Source organism: Bradyrhizobium embrapense (assembly GCF_001189235.2).
Lineage (GTDB): Bacteria > Pseudomonadota > Alphaproteobacteria > Rhizobiales > Xanthobacteraceae > Bradyrhizobium > Bradyrhizobium embrapense.
Genome location: NZ_LFIP02000002.1, coordinates 1358165 through 1379767, shown reverse-complemented (window position 1 = coordinate 1379767; position 21603 = coordinate 1358165). Strand labels below are relative to the sequence as shown.

20 protein-coding genes are annotated in these 21603 nt (G+C 65.0%); 6 read left to right on the top strand and 14 right to left on the bottom strand.

The window, feature by feature from the left end; all coding sequences use genetic code 11:
- Window position 1: 1 nt before the first annotated feature.
- The 6 genes from AKN83_RS13885 to AKN83_RS13860 all read right to left on the bottom strand — a co-directional run bounded on the left by AKN83_RS13885 (window position 2) and on the right by AKN83_RS13860 (window position 4522).
- A complete protein-coding gene (locus tag AKN83_RS13885; protein ID WP_050401691.1) occupies window positions 2-1633 on the bottom strand; it encodes a GMC family oxidoreductase in 1632 nt (543 codons plus the stop codon).
- 176 nt (window positions 1634-1809) lie between these two features.
- The gene (locus AKN83_RS13880) at window positions 1810-2619 is read right to left on the bottom strand and encodes a GntR family transcriptional regulator (RefSeq protein ID WP_063695321.1); all 810 of its coding nucleotides are present in this window, start codon (window positions 2617-2619) and stop codon (window positions 1810-1812) included.
- A gap of 127 nt (window positions 2620-2746) precedes the next feature.
- Window positions 2747-3076 (bottom strand): 2Fe-2S iron-sulfur cluster-binding protein, encoded by a 330-nt coding sequence (locus AKN83_RS13875; protein ID WP_050401690.1) that lies wholly within the window; start codon window positions 3074-3076, stop codon window positions 2747-2749.
- A gap of 12 nt (window positions 3077-3088) precedes the next feature.
- Complete coding sequence (locus AKN83_RS13870) at window positions 3089-3385, bottom strand: hypothetical protein (protein ID WP_050401689.1); 297 nt, start codon at window positions 3383-3385, stop codon at window positions 3089-3091.
- 3 nt (window positions 3386-3388) lie between these two features.
- Window positions 3389-3733 (bottom strand): 2Fe-2S iron-sulfur cluster-binding protein, encoded by a 345-nt coding sequence (locus AKN83_RS13865; protein ID WP_050401688.1) that lies wholly within the window; start codon window positions 3731-3733, stop codon window positions 3389-3391.
- A 21-nt stretch (window positions 3734-3754) separates the two neighbouring features.
- The gene (locus AKN83_RS13860; RefSeq protein WP_050401687.1) at window positions 3755-4522 is read right to left on the bottom strand and encodes an iron-containing redox enzyme family protein; all 768 of its coding nucleotides are present in this window, start codon (window positions 4520-4522) and stop codon (window positions 3755-3757) included.
- A gap of 309 nt (window positions 4523-4831) precedes the next feature.
- On the opposite strand from AKN83_RS13860, the gene AKN83_RS13855 reads away from it, so the two are divergent.
- From AKN83_RS13855 to AKN83_RS13840, 4 genes are all read left to right on the top strand, one after another.
- Window positions 4832-6373, top strand: a complete 1542-nt coding sequence (locus AKN83_RS13855) for a hypothetical protein (RefSeq protein ID WP_050401686.1) — start codon at window positions 4832-4834, stop codon at window positions 6371-6373.
- Window positions 6374-6383: 10 nt separating this feature from the next.
- On the top strand, window positions 6384-7889 hold the full coding sequence (locus tag AKN83_RS13850; RefSeq protein ID WP_206600785.1) for an aldehyde dehydrogenase family protein: 1506 nt from the start codon (window positions 6384-6386) through the stop codon (window positions 7887-7889).
- A 39-nt stretch (window positions 7890-7928) separates the two neighbouring features.
- Window positions 7929-8402, top strand: coding sequence for a GlcG/HbpS family heme-binding protein (locus tag AKN83_RS13845; protein WP_050401685.1), 474 nt, complete (start codon window positions 7929-7931; stop codon window positions 8400-8402).
- A gap of 515 nt (window positions 8403-8917) precedes the next feature.
- On the top strand, window positions 8918-10879 hold the full coding sequence (locus AKN83_RS13840) for a putative bifunctional diguanylate cyclase/phosphodiesterase (RefSeq protein WP_050401684.1): 1962 nt from the start codon (window positions 8918-8920) through the stop codon (window positions 10877-10879).
- 196 nt (window positions 10880-11075) lie between these two features.
- Here AKN83_RS13840 and AKN83_RS13835 read toward each other — a convergent pair whose 3' ends face one another.
- From AKN83_RS13835 to AKN83_RS13805, 7 genes are all read right to left on the bottom strand, one after another.
- A complete protein-coding gene (locus tag AKN83_RS13835) occupies window positions 11076-12056 on the bottom strand; it encodes a PDR/VanB family oxidoreductase (RefSeq protein ID WP_050401683.1) in 981 nt (326 codons plus the stop codon).
- Between the two features lie 12 nt (window positions 12057-12068).
- Entirely contained in the window at window positions 12069-12815 is a 747-nt protein-coding gene (locus tag AKN83_RS13830; protein ID WP_050401682.1) for a GntR family transcriptional regulator, read from the bottom strand.
- Between the two features lie 7 nt (window positions 12816-12822).
- Window positions 12823-13872, bottom strand: a complete 1050-nt coding sequence (locus AKN83_RS13825; protein WP_063695320.1) for an aromatic ring-hydroxylating dioxygenase subunit alpha — start codon at window positions 13870-13872, stop codon at window positions 12823-12825.
- A 243-nt stretch (window positions 13873-14115) separates the two neighbouring features.
- Window positions 14116-15075, bottom strand: a complete 960-nt coding sequence (locus tag AKN83_RS13820) for a DUF2778 domain-containing protein (RefSeq protein ID WP_244521971.1) — start codon at window positions 15073-15075, stop codon at window positions 14116-14118.
- A 292-nt stretch (window positions 15076-15367) separates the two neighbouring features.
- Entirely contained in the window at window positions 15368-17749 is a 2382-nt protein-coding gene (locus AKN83_RS13815) for a putative bifunctional diguanylate cyclase/phosphodiesterase (protein ID WP_050401680.1), read from the bottom strand.
- A 358-nt stretch (window positions 17750-18107) separates the two neighbouring features.
- Window positions 18108-18518, bottom strand: a complete 411-nt coding sequence (locus AKN83_RS13810; RefSeq protein ID WP_050401679.1) for a DOPA 4,5-dioxygenase family protein — start codon at window positions 18516-18518, stop codon at window positions 18108-18110.
- Between the two features lie 23 nt (window positions 18519-18541).
- A complete protein-coding gene (locus tag AKN83_RS13805; RefSeq protein ID WP_050401678.1) occupies window positions 18542-19162 on the bottom strand; it encodes a class I SAM-dependent methyltransferase in 621 nt (206 codons plus the stop codon).
- Window positions 19163-19347: 185 nt separating this feature from the next.
- Between AKN83_RS13805 and AKN83_RS13800 the strand changes: the two genes are divergently transcribed.
- Complete coding sequence (locus tag AKN83_RS13800) at window positions 19348-20052, top strand: hypothetical protein (RefSeq protein ID WP_050401677.1); 705 nt, start codon at window positions 19348-19350, stop codon at window positions 20050-20052.
- Between the two features lie 227 nt (window positions 20053-20279).
- On the top strand, window positions 20280-20609 hold the full coding sequence (locus AKN83_RS13795; RefSeq protein ID WP_050401676.1) for a hypothetical protein: 330 nt from the start codon (window positions 20280-20282) through the stop codon (window positions 20607-20609).
- A 129-nt stretch (window positions 20610-20738) separates the two neighbouring features.
- Here AKN83_RS13795 and AKN83_RS13790 read toward each other — a convergent pair whose 3' ends face one another.
- Entirely contained in the window at window positions 20739-21392 is a 654-nt protein-coding gene (locus AKN83_RS13790; RefSeq protein ID WP_050401675.1) for a PilZ domain-containing protein, read from the bottom strand.
- Window positions 21393-21603 lie beyond the last annotated feature (211 nt).

The following is a 21603-nucleotide window of genomic DNA, read 5'->3' as shown; positions in this document are numbered from 1 at the left end:
GCTACCTTGCATCCTCCAGGATCATGTCCGACGCCTTCTCGGCGATCATGATCGTCGGCGCGTTGGTGTTGCCCGACATCAGGTCCGGCATCACGGACGCATCGACCACGCGCAGCCGCTCGACACCGCGCACCTTGAGCCTGTTGTCGACGACCGCGAGCGCATCGTTGCCCATCCGGCAGGTCGAGGTCGGATGATAGACCGTGCTGCCGGTGCGGCGGCAGAAATCGAGCAGGTCGTCGTCGCTGACCACCTTGGCGCCGGGATCGACCTCGCCGACCGAGTATGACTTCAGCGCCGGCGCGGCCAGGATCTTGCGCAGGATGCGGATGCCGTCGATGAAGGCGCGGCGATCGGTTTCGGTCGCCAGATAGTTGATGCGGATTTCCGGCGGCACGCTGGGGTCCGCGCTGCGGATCTTCAGCGAGCCGCGGCTCTCCGGACGCAGCTGGCAGACGGACGCGGTGAAGCCCGAGAATGGATGCAGCTTCTCGCCCATCTTGTCGGTCGAGAAGGGCAGGAAGTGGATCTGGATGTCGGGTGATGCCAGCCGCGGGCTGGTCTTGAAGAACGCCCCCGAGGTGCCGGCCGCAATCGTGAGTGGCCCCTTGCGCAGCGCCGCGTAGCGCAGACCCGCCATGACGCGGCGCACCGGATGGTTGACGACGTCGTTCAGCGTGACGGTCTGGGCGCAGCGCGTGACGATGCGCACCTGCATATGATCCTGCAAATCGTTGCCGACGCCGGGCGCATCGAGCAGAACCTCGATGCCATGCTGCTTCAGCAGATCGGCGGGGCCGACGCCGGAAAGCTGCAGCAATTGCGGCGAATTGTACGCGCCGCTCGACACCAGCACCTCCTTGCGCGCCTTGGCCGTGCGCAACTGCCCGTTCTGCCGGTACGCGACGCCGCTGGCGCGCTTGCCGTCGAACAGGATGCGCTGCGCCAGCGCCGAGGTCTCGACATGCAGATTGCCGCGCGTCAGCGCCGGCCGCAGATAGCACCGCGCCGTCGAAGCGCGCCGGCCGCGCCGCGTCGTGGTCTGGAAGAAGCCCGCGCCCTCCTGGGTCGCGCCGTTGAAATCCGGATTGGTCGGGATGCCGACCTCGGCCGCGGCATGCACGAAGGCTTCCGACAGCGGATCGCGATGCCGCCAGTCCGATACCGGCAGCGGACCGCCGGTGCCGTGGTATTTGTCGCCGCCGCGCTGCTGATCCTCGGCCTTCCTGAAATAGGGCAAGACGTCGTCATAACCCCAGCCGGCATTGCCGCGCTGCCGCCAGCGGTCATAATCCTCGTGCTGACCACGCACATAGAGCAGGCCGTTGATCGAGCTGGAGCCGCCGAGCACTTTTCCGCGCGGCTGGAACACCTGCCGTCCGTTCAGGCCGGGCTCAGGCTCGGTCTGGTACATCCAGTTGACGGATTTTTCCTTGAACAGCTTGCCGTAGCCGAGCGGGACATGGATCCAGATGTTGGTGTCCTTCGGCCCGGCTTCGAGCAGCAGCACCGAATGCTTGCCGTCGCCGCTGAGGCGGTTGGCGAGCACGCAGCCGGCCGAGCCCGCGCCGACGATGACGTAATCATACTCGGCGGCGTCGTTGGTCGACGCGCCATGATTGTTGTTGTTCATTGGTTTCCCCCGGCCATGCGGCGCGGCCGGCAGGGTTGCGCCCCTGCCCAGCATTGGGAACAGACCTAGCGAGCGTGGCAGATACGGTCAAGAAAGTTAGGGCGATCCGGAGCGGTACCGCCGGACCTTCGAGCGCGGGATCGGCGCGCCGCAGACCATCAACGCGACGGGCGCGTTCAGCTCTCGGTTTTCTGCCGCCGCGTAGCGGTGCGCTGCTGGGTCCGGCGCGGCGGCCTGGTCGTTGCCTGATCCACGCGGGAGCCGGACGGCAGGCCGTATTTCGCCGACGCCGCCTCCAGCGAGGTCTCCTCATCGGGCACATGGAGGGTGGAGAGAAAATCCGCACCGGCCCGCATCACGTGCTCGGCGGCAAGCGTGGCGGCGGCGCGCTCGTCGCCGGCGATGATGGCGCGCAGGATCGCGGCGTGTTCGTCCCAGGTGCGCGCCTGGCGCACCGGATCGGTCGGCGAGAACAGCATCGCCGTGCGTTCGCGCAGCCGCTTGAGCAGATCGGCGAGCACGCGGTTGCGGCCGGCCTCCGCTAGTTCATGGTGGAATTGCTGATTGAGATCCGGCAACAGCTCGTAGCGCCGTGCCGCGACCGCCTCGTTGCCCTGCTTCAGCACCGCCGCGATCCGCTTGATGATGCTCTCTTCGCGGCGGCGCGCGGCGAGGCGCGCGTTTTGTCCCTCGAGCAGCGCGCGCACCTCGATCGTCTCGCGCGCTTCCTCGTCGCTCATCGTGATGACGGAGGCACCGCGCCGCGCGGTCACCTCGACGAGCCCCTCCGATTCCAGCACCCGGATCGCCTCGCGCACGGGATTGCGGGAAACGCCGAGCTCGTCGGCGAGGCGGCCCTCGACCAGCCGCTCGCCGGGCTTCAGCCGCCGGCTCAGGATCGCCTGCCGCAGCTCCTCGATGACCTTGCCGTGGAGGGAGAGGTAGTCGTCGCCGAGACGTTTGGAGCTTCCGAGCTTGCCTGCCATGAACCGACCTGTCCGGCCGCGCTTCGCTCAATGCATGGACACCGGAGGTCCAGCGAGCTGCCAGAGTCCTGGCCGAATGACCGCTGCCCGGTATTTAGACCGCCGGCGGCATGCCATCAAGCTGCGCTCATTCGCCGTCAACAGCTACGGGTCGCGCCGCCGGCACGGCGGCTTTCGGCACCCACGACACGCTCACGCTGCCGGTGAGAAAGGTCTGGCACGCCATGCGGTAGCCGGCGGCGAACTGCTCCTCGGTGAGGTGCTTGCGCTCCTTCGGCTTGATCGCATCGGTGTTCTCGATGCCCTTCTCGATCAGGCATTTGCAGGTTCCGCACAGGCCACCGCCGCACTTGAACGGAATGCCGCCCTGCTCGCGCAGCGACACGCGCAGCAGATTGCTGTTCTCGGCGGCAGTGACGGTTTTCCCGCCATTGGTCAGAAACGTGACTTCGATCATCCTGCGATCCGCTCAGCGCTTGCGCAGCTTGGTGTCCATGTGACCGAACGTGACGAGATGCTCGAGCTCGTTCAGCGCCCGCTCGGGCGTCTCGAACTTCTCGAGGAATTTCGAGGGCACCTCGTTCACGACCTGTGGCGACCAGGCCTCGTCGATCACCCTGACCTTGGTCTCCTCGAGCAGTTCGGCAATCACGAACGTCGCTTTCCTGATGCCGTAGAACAGGTAGTCATAGGCCGCGAGCGGCCGTAGGCCCCCGGCGATCTCGGTACGAAACTGCCCCGGCTTGCTCGTCAGTATCACGTACATCGGTCACGTCCTCCCAACGGCGGCGCCGGCCGGCGCGACGACGTCGGCCAGCGGGGCTGCCTCCTGCGACAGTTCAATGTCATGCGTGAGCCAGAGCTGGCAGGCGAGGCGATATCCCTGCTCGATCCTGGCACCGAGGCGCTTCTTTTCCTTCCAGTTCGGCTCCGGCAAATGCTCGCCGCCCTTGATGACCAACGACGCGCACTTCCCGCACTTCCCCATCCCGCAGCCGTAAAGGAAGTTGGGATAGGGAAACTGGCGGATGCCGGCGCGGACGACGAGATTGGTGTTGTCCTTGACCTCGCCGACAAAGGTCTCGCCGTTGCGGTGAAAGATGACGTTGGGCATCGCGCCGCTGCTCCCTGCGGCTCAGGCCTGCAACAGCACGCGCTCTTCGGCGGAGACGCCGCTGGCAAGATCGAGCTCCGCCAGCGGAATGTCGCTTGCGACATAGTCGTGGTACAGCGCAGTGGTGTAGAGCAGCCGCATCTGCGCGCCGATCTCGCAGATCTTGAGGCAACGCTGCTGCAGCTCGACCGTATTGGCGTGCTCGAGCACGATCTGGTAGCCGCGCTCGCCGTGAATCTCGTCCGACACGATGTGAAGGTCGAAGAACTCGACTTCCTCGTCGGTGAATTTGTACTTTTCGCGCAGGGTCGGCGTCTGCTTGCGATAGATTGAAGGCACCTGCGACTCCAGGCCGACCACGAGGCCGGCCACCGCGACGATCGGGTCCTCGCGCATCGCGACCGAATAACACCAGCTCTGCAGCCCGCGCGTCGTCGGCGTCATGTTGTCGGGGTTCTTGACGCGTGCCGCGGTGGTGCCGCAGGCCTCGGCAAAACGGATCAGCAGGTCGGTGTGGCGGTCGCCGCCGATCTCCTCCTCATACATGTTGGCGAGCAGGAAGTCCTTGGCTTCCTGATACTGCTCCGGCATCCGCGCATAGATGTAGCCGAGGTAGTCGGCGAACGGACCGACATAGTGGTAGTGGTTCTCGGCCCAGCGCGCGAGATGCGCGCGGCTGAGCTTGCCGCTGGCCCAGGCGACGCTGAACGGGGCCTTGTTGGCGCTCTTTCCCTTGATGGCATTTTCGAGGGCCGCTCGAAATTCCACGTGATCCATCAGCTTCTGCATCGTGGTGCTCCTGTGCCGTGAAGAAATCGCCGTCCACCAACGGGCCATTGGGCGCATTCTGATCGGCTATTCCGGTATACTGTATACTAAACTAACGACTGTCAACACCGAAACCCGGGTTCTCCTCCGTTCATCCCACCTGGCGGCAGCCGTACTTTATCGCCTCAATTTAGGGCATATTCCGCACAAAATATGATCGGAAGTGCTTTCACCCCTCTGCGAGGCACAGAGCGATGGCTCGCAATTTGCGCTTGCTATCGCGGCATACAGTATACATTATTCGCCGCATCAGAGGGGGAAGCAACAACCATGCAGCACGCTCCGATCGTTGCGGCACATTGGGTCTATCTGCTCGGCGTCGCCGTCATCGTTCTCACCATGGTCTGGCGCGCCAACGTCGTGGTGCCGTCGGTGATCGCGACGCTGCTGGTGGCGTTTGCCTGGACGCACAGCCCGGTCGCAGCGCTAGCCAGCGTGTTCAATGCGAGCTTCACGGCCGCCAAGGAGCTGTTCAACATCTTCCTGGTGATCGCGTTGATGACGGCGCTTTTAAACGCGCTCAAGGTGCTGCGCTCGGACATCCGCATGGTCGAGCCGTTCCGCGCCGTGATGAAGACCGGACACACCGCCTATTTCGTGCTTGCCGCCATCACCTATGTGATCTCGCTGTTCTTCTGGCCGACGCCGGCCGTGCCGCTGGTCTCCGCGGTGCTGCTGCCCGCAGCGATTGCGGCCGGCCTGTCGCCGCTCGGCGGCGCCATCGCGATCGCGATCGCCGGACAAGGCATGGCGCTGTCGTCGGACTATGTGATCGGCGTCGCGCCCGGAATCAGCGCCAAGGCGGCCGGCGCCGCGGTCAGCGCCGCTACCGTCGCGGACCGCGCACTGGTGCTGTCCCTCATCACCGGCGGCATCGCGTTGACCCTCGCCTATCTTTCGATCCGCAAGTCGATCGCCAAGGCCGACGAGATGCTGCTGGAGCGCTGGCAGGCGCAGTCGAGCAACGGAGAATTGGCGCGGCTGGAGCAGGAGGGCACGTTCGACAAGGCGGAGATCGCGCGCGGCACCGCCGGCTGCCAGCCGCCGCTTGCGACCCAGGCGCAGATCGACAAGGCGCTCGCCGGGGTGCCGACGCGCCGCGAAGGCTGGTCGAAATTCTTTGCGGTCGCGACCCCGCTCGCCTTTCTCTGCGTCATCGCGGTGATGGTGCTGGCCAAGCTCGGCATCGGCCACGACCTCAAGGGCGGCGATGCTGCGGCCCTCGTCGGCGGCGTCGCCGCGATCCTGATGATCTGCGCATCCTTCATCACCGATGATCTGCGCAAATTCCTCGACACCAGCGCCGACCACGTCACCGAAGGCTTCGTCTTCGCATTCAAGGCAATGGGATCCGTGCTGCCGATCGCGGGCTTCTTCTTTCTCGGAGCCGAGCCCGGCCTGTCCGCGCCGATCCTCGGCGTGCCCGCGGCGCAGGCGCCGAGCCTGCTGTTCGAACTGATCCAGACCGCACAGGCTTGGATACCGGGCAACGAGTTCTTCGTCGCCTTCGGCATCCTGATATCAGGCATGATCACCGGCATCGACGGCTCGGGCTTTGCCGGCCTGCCGCTGACCGGCTCATTGTCGGGTGCGCTGGCCCCGTCGGTCGGGATGCAGCCCGCGACGCTCGCCGCGATCGGGCAGATGGGCGCGGTGTGGACCGGCGGCGGCACCCTGGTGGCCTGGTCGTCGCTGATCGCAGTAGCCGGCTTCGCGCGCGTTCCCGTGTTCCAGATCGTGCGGACCGCGATGGTCCCCGTGTTGACCGGGCTCGCGGTCTCGACCGTCTGCGCGGTCCTGATCTGGCATTGAGGAGAATCTTGTGACGATAGCTGAAACGACGATACGCAACGCGCACCCTTCAGCGGAGGGCGGCGCCGGGATCGAGCAATTTCCGAACCTGATCGCCGGCGAGCGGATCGCGAGCGCCTCCGGCAGATCGTTCGCGAACATCAATCCCGCCGACACCAGCGACCTGGTCGGACGTTTCCAGGACTCGACCGCCGCCGATGCGCAGGCGGCCGTCGATGCCGCGGCCGCCGCTTTCGCGGGGTGGCGGCGGACGCCGATCACGAAACGCGCCGCCATCCTGAACCGGGCCGCCGATCATCTCGAGGCGCGCGCCGATCAGATCGCCCGCGAGATGACGCGGGAAATGGGCAAATCGCTCGGTCTCGCGCGCGACGAGGTGCTGCGCTCGGCCCAGACCCTGCGATTCTATGCCGTCGAGGGACAGTCGCTGACCGGCGAGGTGTTTCCGAACGACGATCAGGACATGACGGTCTACACCTTGCGCGAGCCGCTCGGCGTCGTATCGGTGATCACGCCCTGGAATTTTCCGATCTCGATCCCGGCGCGCAAGATCGCACCGGCCCTCATCACCGGCAACACGGTGGTGTTCAAGCCGTCGTCCGATGCACCGCTCAGCGGCTATCGCCTGGCGGAGGCGCTGATCGCCGCGGGCCTGCCGAGCGGCGTGCTCAACTTCATTACCGGCAAGGCCGGCGAGATCGGGCCTGCGATCACCGAGCCGCCGGTCATTCGCGCGATCTCCTTCACCGGCTCGACGTCGGCCGGCGAGCAGATTTGCCGCGCGGTCAGCTTCACGACCCGCACGCAGATGGAGCTCGGCGGCAAGAACCCGCTGATTGTGATGGACGACGCCGACCTCGATCTGGCGGTCGATCTGACCGTCAAGGGCGGCCTGTCGCTGGCCGGCCAGGCCTGCACCGGCACCAGCCGCGTGCTGGTCATGAAGCAGGTGCGCGCCGAGTTCACCGCGAAGCTGCTCGCCAAAGTGAAGGCGATCAAGATCGGCAGCGGCCTCACCGGCGGAATAGAGATGGGACCGCTGGCGACGGCGAGGCAGCTCGACACCGTGCTGCGCTACGTTGCGATCGGGAAGAAGGAGGCCACGCATCTGTACGGCGGCGACCGGCTCACCGGAGCTCCCTATGACGGCGGATACTTCGTCTCCCCTGCGATCTTCACCGACGTGACCCAGGACATGACGATCGCACGCGAGGAAATCTTCGGCCCGGTGATCGCGATCATCGAGGTCGACAGCTACACTGATGCGATCGCCATGGCCAATGCCAGCGAATATGGATTGTCGGCCGCGATCGTGACCCGCAACCCGCGCGCGATGCATGATTTCGCCAGCGACATCCAGTCCGGCACGGTGAAGATCAACCGCACCACGACGGGCAATCTGATCAACGCGCCGTTCGGCGGATTGAAGCGATCGAGCACCTCGACCTTCCGCGAGTCCGGCCGCACCGGCCTCGAATTCTACACCCAGATCAAGACCGTCTATCGCGGCACCTGAGCCGCGATCGACCACCTACTCCAATTCCGAAAGATCGCGATGAGACAGTCATTCAAACTCGAACTTGCCGAAGCCCGCCACATGATCGCGGCCGCGATCCGCAAATCCGCCGAGATGGGCGTTGCGGAAACGGTCTGCGTGACCGACGAGGGCGGCTATCCGCTGGCGCTGGAGCGGATGGACGGCGCGCGGATCACGGGCCCGCAGATCGCCTGGAACAAGGCGTTCACGGCGGCCGGACACAAGCGCTCCACCCATCTGTTCAACCAGCCGCCGAACGGACCTGCCCTGCCCGGCAACGAGGCGTTCGGCATCCAGTGGAGTTTCGACGGAAAATTCGCCGTGTTCGTCGGGGGCTTTCCGATCGTGGTCGACGACGAGGTCGTCGGCGGCATCGGGCTGAGCGGCGGCAACGGCGAGCAGGACACCCAATGCGGCGTCGCTGCCCTACAGGCCTTGCAGGAGCTGCTGCAGGGCCATCGCGTGCTGGTCGCGGCCGACATCAAGAAGTGACGGGCGCCGCCGGGAACGACGAACGTCTGGCGTGATCTCGGTACCCTCGCCTGATGCGCCAATAGAACGCATCGTCCTCCTCCGCGGTCGGGGGATCGGGCAGATCGCGTTTTCGTGGAATTGCCGACTTGCCGTGAGATCAGGGACAGACGACGTAGCTGGCCCGCGCGATCCGGAACCCGGGATCGTGATCGGTGGTCGGCGAGCTCTGTGCAGCTTCTGGTTCTGCCGGTCGCGGAACCCGACTCATCGCCGAAAACCGGCGGGCGATCGAGCAGCGTGGCGCTGGGTCATATCTGCCGGTCCGTGACACCCGTCACGGCCCGCCGTGACGCCACATCACGCATTTCTTCGATTTGTGCGCGATGCCTGCCGGTGGAACAAGATCGTGAGCCAGACATGGCACGGTCCGTTCCAATAATTCACAGTTTGTCAAAGGTTTGCAGAGAATTCTTGGTCCCTGCGCATGGTCAAACCACGCAAGCGACGTGGTGACGCGCAGGCAATGTAGTGAGATGCGTATCGATCTCAGATCATATTTCGCGGCCTTGTTCGCGGGTGACCTCGCGGCATTCGGCGCATCACCGACAGACGAAGCGCTTGCCGGCCACATCCGCGCCGAGCAGGTTTCGCTCGTGCTGGGCTATTCCTTCGGCATGATGCTGGCCAACGCCTGCAACGCGCTGGTGCTGGCGGCTGCGCTGTGGCAGTCGCCGGATCGGGCCTTCGCGCTGGTATGGGCCGCCGCCGTGAGCGGCGCGGCACTGTTCTTCGGCCTGCAGGCGCGCGCCTCGCGCCGCATCGCCAAGCCGCAATTCGTGTCGCGCGGGACTATGTACCGGCTGGTGCGCAATGCATTTGCGCTCGGCGCCGCCTGGGGCGTCGTCCCGGTCGCCTTCTTTGCGAACGCATCGAGCGGCGCGCAACTCGTGATCACGTGCCTTTGCGCCGGCATGCTGGCCGGCGCCGCCTTCGCCTTCTCGACCATCCCGATCGCCGTGATCGCCTTCACCGCGCCGATCTTCGTCGGCACCGCGATCTGCCTCGGCAGGGACGGCGACTTCATCTACCTGCTGATGGCCATCCTCGTCCTGGTCTACGGCTCGGTGCTGCTGCGCGGCGTGTTCGTCAATGCGTTCGAGTTCAGGCGGCGGATCATCGCCCAGCACGAGGCCGAACGGACGGTGCGGCAGGATCCCTTGACGCATCTGCCGAACCGCGTCGCCTTCAACGAGGCGCTCAATGCTGCGCTGAGCCGGCTGGAGCGCTCGGGCGAGGAATTCGCGGTGCTGCTGCTCGATCTCGATCGTTTCAAGGAGATCAACGACAGGTACGGCCATCCGGCCGGCGACGAATTCCTGGTGCAGGTCGCGGCGCGGTTGCAGCGCTGCACGCGCGCGGCCGAGCATGTCGCGCGGATCGGCGGCGACGAGTTCGCGCTGATCATGTCCAATTTGACCCGGCCCGACGATGCGCTCGCGATCGCCGAGCGGTTCGTCGCGGCCCTCGCCGATCCGTTCCCGATCGACGGGTACGAGATCACCAGCGCCATCAGCGTCGGCATCGTGCTCGCGCCGCGGGACGGCAACACGTCCCACGAGCTGCTCAAGCATGTCGACATTGCGCTGTTCCGGGCGAAGAAATCCGGCCCCGGCATGATCTGCTTCTTCGAGGCCTCCGACAACCAGTCGGCGCGCGAACGCCGCACCCTGCAGCGCGACCTGGAACAGGCCATCGAGGAAGACCAGCTGTTTCTGGTCTACCAGCCTTTCCTCGACATCCGCCAAGGCCGCGTCACCGGCTTCGAGGCATTGCTGCGCTGGCAGCATCCGACCCGCGGCCTGATCCCGCCCAGCGTCTTCATTCCGATCGCCGAGGAGAGCGGACTGATCCACCAGCTCGGCGAGTGGGTGATCCGCCGCGCCTGCGCAATGCTGTCGCGCTGGCCTGACGACATCAGGATCGCGGTGAACTTTTCCGCGGTCCAGTTCCAGAATGTCGGCATCCTGCAGACCATCGTGGAGGCGCTTTCCGAAGCCAACGTCGCGCCGAGCCGGCTGGAGATCGAGATCACCGAATCGATGCTGATCTCGAAATACGGATCGGCGCCCGCGATCCTGAACGGGTTGCTCGAGCTTGGGCTGACTGTCGCGCTCGACGATTTCGGCACCGGCTTCTCGTCGCTGACCTATCTGCGCAAGCTTCCGTTCAGCCGCATCAAGATCGATCAATCCTTCATCCGGGACATGCTGACCCAGCCGGATTGCGCCGCGATCGTCAAATCGGTGATCGGCCTCGCGAAGGACCTGCAGATCGGCGTCGTGGCCGAAGGTGTCGAGACCGCCGATCAGCTCGAATATCTGCGCCAGACCAGCTGCGACGAGGTGCAGGGTTATTTGATCGGCCGGCCGATGTCGGGCAGCGAGATCTCCGCGCTGCTCGATCGCAATCCGCAGCACTCGGTGCACGCGGCCTAAACCGGATCTAGCGCCGCGTCCGAGCGCATCGGTCGGATTGTGTCACTTTTTCTGCTGATCCCGGGAGCCTGTGAGAAAACTCCGCCGTCATTGCGAGCGAAGCGAAGCAATCCAGCTGTCCGCAAACGCGGCTGGATGGATTGCTTCGTCGCCGTCGCTCCTCGCAATGACAGTGGAGAGTCGCTCCGCAGTAAGGTTAGAGCGCATCGGCGCGATGCAGGGTATCCACCGTGATGGTGCCGCGGGCACGCGAGACACACGCGCAGATCTTGCGGCTCTCCTGCTTCTGATGGTCGCTGAAGAAGACGTCGCGATGGTCGATCTCGCCGTCGACGGCGACCACATCGATCGCGCAGACGCCGCATTCGCCGCGCCGGCAGTCGCTCATCACCTCATGGCCGGCTTCGCTCAGCACGTCCAGCATCGAGCGGTCGCGCGGGATCACGAACTCGGTGCCCTCACCCCTGAGCCGCACGCGGAACGCCTCGGTCGGCAGCAGCCCGCTCGATCCGAAGGTCTCGTAACGCAGATCGGTCGGCGGGCGGCCGGACGCTTCCCACGCCCGCCGCGCCGCATCCAGCATCCGCATCGGACCGCAGAACAACGTCATCGTGTCCTGCGGCAGGCCGGCGAAGACACCGGCGAGGTCGAGCCGCCTGCCTTCATCGCCGGCATGGACGACGAGACGTTCGCCGAGCAGGCGCTCGAGCGTATCGAGGTAGGCCGCATCGCTGCGCGCGCGCACGGCATAGTGCAAGGTCACGCCGGCATCGCGGCGGACCAGCGCCTGTGCGGCGCCGACGATCGGCGTGATGCCGATGCCGCCCGCGATCAGGCAGAAATGCCTCCGCGTCCAGTCGAGCTGCACCAGCGAGACGGGCTGCGTGATATTGAGCCGAGCCCCCGGCACGAGCGACCACATGTAGCGCGAGCCGCCGCGGGACTCCGCTGCGTGACGCACCGCGATCCGAAAACCCTGCGGATCGACTTCGCCGACCAGCGAATAGGACCGGGTCTGCGGCTGGCCGTCGATGGTGACGCCGACGTCGATGTGGCTGCCGACGGGATATGGCGCGCCGGTGAAATTATCCGGCCGCAGCAGGAATTCGCGGATGCCGGGCACAAGGTCGCGCACAGCAAGCAGCGTGGCTGACGTCCAGGTGTCAATGAATCGCATCGCGCGCTCCGTTCAGCCTGATGTGACCAGCGCCAGCGCCGGCAGCAGATCAAGGCGCGTGCGGTTGCGCAGCGCCAGCCGCAGATTGCGGGCCGCAAGCCTTGCATGCTCGCGCATGATCGCTTCGGCACGCGCGCCCTCGCGGTTCTCGATGGCGTCGACCACCACGCGATGATGGTCCTGCGCGATCAGCAGGATCTGGCGCGCCTCGGGTAGGGCCGATTGCGCCATCACGAAACCGCTCGGCGAGGCGAACGGCAGCGCCGAGGCGCGGTCGATCTGCCGGACCAGCGGCGAACTGCGCGACAGCTCGGTGAGCAGCGCGTGGAAGCGCGCATTGAGCGCGACATAGGACGAGAACGCTTCGACCGAGATCGGGTCCTGCCGCACGAGGCCGTCGATCTCGTCGAGGCATTGCTTCAGCGGCTCGAGATCGCGCGACGACACGCCGCGCTCGGCAGCAAAGCGCGCGGCAAGCCCTTCCAGCGTACCGCGCAGCTCGATCGAATCGAGAATGTCGCGCTCGGAAAATGCCTTGACCATGAAGCCGCCGGACGGGATCGCCTCCAGCAGGCCCTCCTCCTCCAGCCGGACCAGCGCCATCCGCACCGGCGTGCGCGACACTCCGGTGATCTCGACCGCCTGCAATTCCGAGATCCGCTCGCCCGGCCGCAGCCGGCCCGAAAGAACCAGGTCGCGCAGCGCGAGCTGCGCCCGCACCGTCTGCGACACTGAGCGATCGGTTTCGCGCTCCGCCATGGCTTGCCTACTCCGCCGCCTGCAGCTGCGGCGGCGGATTTTCCTTCGCCACCATGCGGTCGATGACGCGCCGGGCCCACATCGCGCCGGCATCGATGTTGAGGTTGTAGAACACGCGGTCCGGATTCTCGTCCATCGCGCGCTGTTGCGCTTCCAGGATGATCTCGTCCTCATGGAAGATGCCGGCGACGCCGTCGCGGATTTCGCTGGTGAGGCGCTGCTCGGTGATGCGGTGATTGCGGACGAAGGCCCAGAAGTAATGACAGGTCTTCTCGGTCTCCGGCGTGATGGTGTTGAGCACATAGCCGTTGACGCCCTGCGAACGATCGCCCTCCGGGGCGCCCGATCCGGCCGGCGCGACGCCGACGTCGATATTGACGGTGCACGGCGCCTCGAAGCGGATGATCTGCCAGCGATCGACCGGGCCCGGCTTCTGCAGCTGCTTGGCCCAGAACGGCGGCGCCTCGATGCCCTTCATCCAGCGCGTGACGGTCACGGTCTTCTCGCCATGGGTGACGTCGAACGGCGCTTCGGCGACCGCATCATTGCCGATGCTCGAGCCGTGCACGAAGGTCTCGTGGGTCAGGTCCATCAGATTGTCGACGACGAGCCGGTAGTCGCATTTGACGTGAATGGTCTTGCCGTCGCCAGCCCAGGCAGGATCGTGGTTCCAGTGCATGTCGGGCACCAGCGCCGGATCGGCCAGCACAGGATCGCCCATCCAGAGCCAGATGAAGCGATGGCGCTCGACGACCGGATAGGCGCGCACGCAGGCCGACGGATTGATCGTCTCCTGCGAGGGCATGAAGGTGCAGCGGCCCTGCGCGTTGTATTTCAGGCCGTGATACCCGCAGACCACGGTGTCGCCGTCGAGCCGGCCCTTGGACAGCGGCACGAGGCGATGCCAGCAGGCATCCTCCAGCGCCACCACCTCGCCGTCGCCCTTGCGGTACATCACGACATGCCTGCCGCAGATCGTCCGCGGCAGCAGCGCGTGCTTGATCTCGGCGTCCCAGCCGGCCGCGTACCACGCGTTCATCGGAAAGGGTTTTGGCATCGGTTCTCCCTCCGGAGTCTACCTAGATACTGACTGTATACATAATATGGCTATCCATAGCAAATTAAAGTACTATAATACTGTTTATTGTCCTTTACGTATACATGTATCGGAAAACACGAGCTCTTGGCGGCCCGCGTTCCGCCGCGCCAATAGCGCATCGCCCGACGCTTTCGCGCCGGAAACAAAGAGATTCACTGAGGATTTGATGGGTTCGATGAACCGGCCGCGCCGGCCTGCGGCTTACGAGTTCGACGCCGCGCGGGTCGAGGCCGACTTGACGTCCTTGATGCTGACCACGACGGCGATGCGCTTGATCATGCCGCTGCGGTAGGCCTGCAGGAACTTGTCGTAGTGCTTGACCGAGATGCAGCCGTTGGAGTCGCCGTTCGGTCCGAGCATGTAGCTGTGCACGAGCAGGCCGACACGCCCGAACGTATCGCTGCCATCGACCGGGGTCATGCGCAGCGCGGGCACACCGTGGAACAGCTTCTCGCGCGGCTTCATCTCGTAGATGCCGGGCGGTGTCGCACCGGCGTTGCGGGCGGTCACATGCGACGGATCGTCGAGCAGATTGCCGAGCCCCGAATGCGCCTCGAACTTGGTGCCGTCGGGCATGTAGACGATGCGGCCGGTGATGTCGTAGACCGCCGTGGTGCTGTCGTAACCGAGCGCACCGAGATCGGGGCTCGGGCCGGACAACAAGCCGTCATTCGGATCGATCGAGGCCAGGTGCAGCTTGCCCGGCATCATATCTGCGATCTTCTGCAGGAACGTCCGGTTGTCGCCCTGCTGCACCGGCGCCTGCGGCGGCAGCGGCTGATCGTTGCGCGCAAGCAGATTGGCTTCGGCCGGCCGCGATCGCGGCATCGGCACGGCGGGTGCCGCTGTCGTGGTCGTGGCCGCGACGGATGCCGTCGCCGGCTGGCTGGCGGGCTGTTCGGTCTGGGTCTCACGGAGCTGGCCGGCCAGCGCGTCCTCGATCTGACCGAACTCGGAATCGAAATCGCCGCGGCTCGAACGGAACCCGCGGCGCAGGGGATAATAGAGCGAAGCCGTATTGATCGTGGAGCGCGAGCCGAAGCGGTCGTCGAAATTCAGCGAGGCGGTGGTATTGGCGAGTGCCGGTCCATGCAGCCAAGCGGTAGGGTCGATGCCGACCACCCAGGCGGCAAGGCCAGACGACAGGACGAGCGCGCTCACGGCGAACGCCGTGCTGCCCACCAGAGACACGCCGCGGTTCGACTTACGCGCGGCAGCTTTCGTCGTTCGTTGACCCATCATCCCCAAGTTCGGTGCTCTGGGGCCTGTTACCCGGCCCACGTGGGATTCACCGATCACTCATCATATCAGGGAATTAGAGTAAGGCATAATCGAGACGAAGCGGGCAACGACAGGTTTTTTAAACGTTTTTCGGGTGGAAAGTGCCGGAGAATCAGCCCCGAGCGAGCTGGAATGGTCGAAAAAGTCCCGATTCGGGACAATTTCGGCGACCTCAGGCGATCTTTTCTTCCCGGAGGGTGAGCACCGGGACCGGCTTGCCGATCGCGTAACCCTGGGCGTAGTCGACCCCGATCAGGCGCAACTCGTCCAGGATCGCGAGGCTCTCGACGAATTCGGCGACCACCTGCTTCTGCATGATCTTCGCGGTCTTGGTGATCATCTCGACCATCGCGCGATCGACCTTGCTGTTCAGGATCTCCTTCACGAACGAGCCGTCGATCTTGATGATGTCGACCGGCAGGTGCTTCAGATACGCGATCGAGGACATGCCGGTGCCGAAATCGTCGAGCGAGAAGCTGCAGCCGATCTCGCGCAGCCGCGCGATGAATGCCTGCGCCTCGTCGAGATTCGAGATCGCGCTGGTTTCGGTGATCTCGAAACACACCAGTGCCGGCGAAAAATCATGCTGCGCAAACAGCCTGGCGACGAAGTCGACGAAGTCGCCGTCGCCGATCGTGGCGCCGGAGAGGTTGATGGCGTAGCTCGCCACCTTGCGCGGGTGGTGCTTGCGCTCGGCGATGATCTCGAAGGCGCGGCGCACCACCCAGCGGTCGATCAGCGGCATCAGCCCGTAGCGTTCGGCCGCGGGCAGGAAGCTGCCGGGCGGCACCAGCGCGCCGCTCTCGTCGCGCAGCCGCAGCAGCAATTCGCGCCGCTCGCTGCCCTTCAGCGCAGCGTTGATCGGACGGATCTCCTGCTCGTAGAGGCAGAAGCGCCCCTCGTCCAATCCCTTGCGGATGCGGTTCACCCAGCTCATCTCGGCGACGCGCACCGCCATGCCGGTGTCGGTGGGACGGTGCTCCTGGACGCGGTTGCGTCCCTTGTCCTTGGCGAGGAAGCAGGCGACGTCGGCAAGCCGCAGCGCGTCCTGCACGCCGGCGCTGTCGCAAAGCGCGACCAGGCCGATGCTCGCGCTGATCCGGAAGCTCGAGCCTTCGTGGACGAAGCTCGACTGCTCGACCACCGCCCTGATCCGCTCCGCGACATCGGCCGCAGCGTCGTGCGTGACGGAGCCGTCGTCGCGCAGCAGAATGCCGAACTCGTCGCCGCCGAGACGCGCAACCAGCCCGCTGTCGCCGACCTCGGCGGCCAGCATCTTCGCCACCTGCTTCAACAGCCGGTCACCCGCCATGTGGCCGCAGGTGTCGTTGACGATCTTGAACTGGTCGAGGTCGATCAGCATCAGATCGGCGCCCACGACAGGCGAACCCGACATCGTCTTGTGCAGCTCGAACTCGAATTGCCGCCGGTTCGCAAGGCCGGTGAGCGCGTCATGAGATGCAGCCCACGCCAGTTCCTCGACCAGCCGCCGCTCGGCGGTCATGTCGTGAATGATCATGACGCGGCCGGCCGGTTCGCCGGCATGCACGATCGGGGTCTCGACCACCGAGACCGGCACGCTGGAATGGTCCGGCCGCATCAGCAGCCGCTGCTGGGGCCGGCTCTCGTCGTCGGCATCGGTGCTCTGGAACGATCCCCGCACCGGCTGCTCGGCAATGTTGAACAGCGATGACAGCTGCCATCCGGTCACGTCCTGCCCCGGCGCGATCAGCCGCTCTGCGGCGCCGTTCATGTAGCCGACCCGATCGTCCTGCGTGGTCACGATGACAGCGTCGCCGATCGAGGCCAGCGTGAGCTGGGCCCGCTCCTTCTCGACGGCGAGCGCGGTCTCGGCAAGCCAGCGTCGCCACAGCATCCGCCGCGTGTGGAACAGCACGATGCCGGCAAGGCAAGCCGCGATCACGAGATTGACCAGCAGCAGCAGCGCGGAGACCTGACGCGACGCCTTCCCCAACTGGTCGGAGAAATCGACGGCGAGCGTGCTCAGCGCGGCGTCGACCGCACCGATCCGCTCGGCCCAGTGCTTGATGGTCGCAGCCGAGGGATCATGCAGTGCGACGTCGTTAGCAGCCTCGTTCCTGATTTCGATCAGTTGATCCAGCAACGCATCCGAGTTGCGCCAGGCCGTCACCGCGCCGGCCACGTGATGCATCGTGCGGAAATATTTGAACAGCCAGATCAGGCCGCCGATATCGTCATCATGATTGCCGGCTTTGGCGAAGCCGCTCCTCGCCACGGCGTCGTTGTTGCCGGGCGCTTCCAGCGCGCGCCGCGCCGTGCGATCGGCCAGCGGCACCGCGATCGCGTCATCGAACTTCTGCAGATAAAGCGGCGCGCCGGTGCTGACATAGGTCTGAAGGTAATAGATGGCGTCCTTCTGGCCCTTCGACCACATGCTCTCGCCGGCTACGTAGGCGCGCACCGCGGACATCACCTGCAGGCTGCCGGCCGACAGACCGCCCAGCAACAGCACGATGGCGAGCAGAGGCCCAACCACCCGCCACAGTGACCAGCTTCGAAACGAAAAGAACATGCCCAATGCGCCCGACCCTGAAATGCCGGATAAGCCTAGGAATGCCGGCTTAACCTCACGTTGCAAAACGCGATGAGTTTGAAACGACTTGGCTGTACCGCAATTGCGTCAAACTTTACCCATCGTGTCGGCCGGGGCCAAAGCATGAGCGAGACTAGGTTGAATTGTAGCGGCATCGGAGGTCCACCTCTCCCTTGGGAGAGGTCCGCGCGCAGCGCCGGGTGAGGGGTTACGGTCCCTCGTTGGAGTTACGGCCCCTCACCCGATTTGCTGCGCAAATCGACCTCTCCCCGCCGGGGAGAGGTAAACCGAACCCGAGGCCAAACCGATTCAAGCTAACGTCATCCCGCTCTAGTACTCAGGGACGCAATGTCGGCGACGTGTTCGGGGCCGGCGCCTGCTCCATGTCGGCCTCTTCGGGCAGCTTGTCGGCATGGACGGCAAGCGGCGTGCCGATCCAGAGCGGATCATCGCGATGATCGCGGCGCGGATTGGTGGTGTTGGGATGGACCAGGATGCTCAGGCTGCCGTGGTTCAGCATCAGCCACGGCACCAGGGTGGCAAACAGCTCGGCCGCAAACGCCACCTGATACATCGCCTGATCGTGCGGACCGACCTTGACGTCGTGCCAGCGCCCGAGCGTGACCAGGAAACGCTCGCCGATCCAGTTGCGCAGCCGTTCGGCCTCGCCCCGGCTGGTCGCGGGATCGTAATAGACGTGGGCGTGATAGCTCGCGATCTCGCCGATCGCCCGTGGCCCGTCCGTCATCTCGCCTCTCCTTCCGCGGCCGGTCACCTGCGCCGCAGCACACTGAACTGGAACGACTGCGTTGCGCCCCAGGGCGTGACGTGCCGGTGCGCCTCATGCGCGATCAATTCGAATGCCGGACCGATGGTCCGGCTGAGTGTTTCCGGATCATAGCGCTGCACCGGCAGGCCGCTGCATTTTTCCGGACCGTCCAGCGCGAAGGTGCCGATCACGGCGTGGCCGCCTGCCTTGACGCCGCGATGCAGCCTTTCGAGATAGGCCGCGCGGTCGCCCTCCGCGACGAGGAAATGAAACGCCGCACGATCGTGCCAGATGTCGAAAGCCTGCTGCGGCTGCCAGGCCGCCGCATCGTCGGCAACCCAGCGCACCGCCGCGCCGGCCGCGCCGATCCGTTGCCGCGCGCTCGCCAGCGCAGCTTCCGAGAGATCGAGCACGGTCAGATCATGAAAGTCCCTCGCCAGCAGCGCATCGACGAGGCGCGAGGCCCCGCCGCCGATGTCGATGATCGACGCGTCGCGGCGAGGTGCGATCTGTTCGATCAGACGCAGCGATGGTTGCGGATCGGCCTGCGACCAGCTCACCTGCTGCTCGCCCTTGGTCAGATAGACGGCCTGCCAATGCGATTGTCGATCAGAAGCGGTCATGGCGATACGTCCTGTAAGCGACAACAAGTTGCGTTGCGCGCCATTAACCATCAGCTAGGCGCGGCGGTCTCCCGCGTCAACCGGCAACGGCGGACACGCACGGCGGCGTCGCAGCAAATGCCGCATTTGCATCTCCGCATTTTCCATCTAACCTGATGGCCGGGTTGAGATCGGGGCGTCCGGGGATGGCCAATTTCGGCTGGACACGCGGCAACAAGCCTGCACAGACGGAGGACGCCGCCAGCGACTTGCGCGGCCTCACCGATCCCTCGGCGTTCCTCGCCGCGCTCGACAAGGTGGTGCCGCGCTATCTCGATCTCTCCGACAACGGCGTGCTGGTCTATCCGGCCTGCAAGCGCAAGCCCGGCGACCTGCTCGGCGATGCCAGGGCGATCTGGGAGCACACGCGGCTCGAAGCGATGCGCTATCTCCCGATGGTGCCACGGAAGGACACCGCGCTGCTGGCCGATCCATCGCGCCAGGCCGAGATGATCGACGCCTTCCTGCGCCAGCGCGCGCACGACAACACCGTCGTCGATTTCACGGGCACCGCGATCGAGGACTACGGGATTGCGATCTACGCGGCACTGAACTGGCTGAACCATTGCGGCACCATCGTCGGTGCCGATCCGCAAAAATTCTCCGGCACGCTGCGAAGTTTCCGCAAGGTCATGGTCGTCGCCCGGCAGTGGTGGGCGCTCGACGGTGCGGCGGAGCGCTGCCGGCAGCTGCTGGAGGCGCGCGAACGGCCGCCGCTGGTGTTTTTCCTGCTGTGGGCCGAATGCACCAATCTCGCCCGGGAGATCGCGATCGCGGCGGCAGGTAGCGCAGCGACGGAAGACCTTGTCGCGCGGATGCGCGCGGCCGACGATCCGGAACAGTTGACGTAACGCGCGAAACGGACGCGCTGGCCGCAGGCTAGGGTGAGCAGTCCTAGATCATGTCTGCATTCGAGACGTAAAAAAGCGGACTCGCGGTCCGACCACAGGAAAGTCGCCTTTTGACCCGCAGCGGACATTCGCCTCCCTGTGCCTCACGTCGCTGAGAGTTGCCACCTGACCCAATTCGCTTGAAAGCTGAATGATGTTACGCTGACCCGAAAGCCGGGAGGAGTAATATGAAGCTAAACAAGGGCGGCCTCAAACTTTGTGCTGCCTACATTGTTTTCGTAATCTTGATATTGACCTTGGCCTATTTAACGTCTGATCCAAAGGGGCGCGTTCTCTTGGCGTCTCTCGCGTGGTTTCCAGCCGGAATCACTTTTGGGATCCTAGACGTATATCCTCTGATGGATCAGCATCCATGGACAAGATTTCTGGGGCCTCCCGTCTCCTTACTGATCATGTATTTGCTCGGTTGGCTGGTTAACGTCATCAGATTTCGCCATAAGGTCAAGGAAACAGAAGCCTTGGCGCACAGGCTTGCCGAAGCCAAAAGGAGCGACTGACTTTCGTTCGCGAATGTCAGCTTGTGGCCCTTTGCGGACATTCACCTAGGCGTCGGTGACGTCTGCTTTGGAGGATATCTCCGTCCTCGCTATTGCCGCACGCACGCACCCGATTTGTGAGTACTCGCCCTAGGCAACCGGATCCGCGTCGGCGGAGGCCACCAGCAGCTCCTTGGACTTCCGCGCGATCAAGCGGGCCAGTTCGCTCTGCTTGTAGGTCTCGACGAACTTGATCGCGAAGCCGTTCGGCAGATGCCGGACGACGCGCCCGACGCAGGCGCCGATCGCCAGCGGCATGCCGATCGGCGGCTGCACCTCGGAGGACACTGCCGCGCCCGACAGCGACATGTCGATGATGAAGCAGCTCTGCATGGTGCCGTCCGCGAGCGTCAGCATGGCATGCGGCGCGACGGGAACGAAGCGCGGATTGTTGCGCGCCTCGCGGACGCTCGGATCCTTCTGCTTCTTCTCGATCCAGGTCAGCTTGTCGGCGAACTTCTCGCGCCTGGCATGCGTCATCTCGAGCTCGAGCAGGAAGCTGCCGCTCATCGTGTCGGTGATGCAGCCTTCGAACTTGCCGAACTCCTCGAAATACGACGTCAGCCGGTCGCCGACCTTGCCGACGACAGGCACGTCCACGATCATCCGGAACGGCGAGACGCGCGTGGTGCGGCAGGCGAAGGTGCGCAGCTTGCCCTGCGCATCGTACCAATTCGGCAACGTGTAGCTGCCGTTGACGGTGATCCTGACCGCGCGTTGCTTGAGAAACTTTTCGACGGACACGACTGAACCTCGCCCGAGGCGATGTGAGTGCACGGAGGTCGGGGATGACCGGCTTGCCTGCCGGTCCGGTGGGGGACGTCCGCTACCGGCGCGATGGCAGCGGGAGGCTGCGGCACGCACCCCAGCGCGTCGGGGAACGGTCCTGGCGCGCAGGTGCGTACAGTCGTACCGTCGAAACACTAGGAAACAGTTAAACTGGCACAAAGTGCAC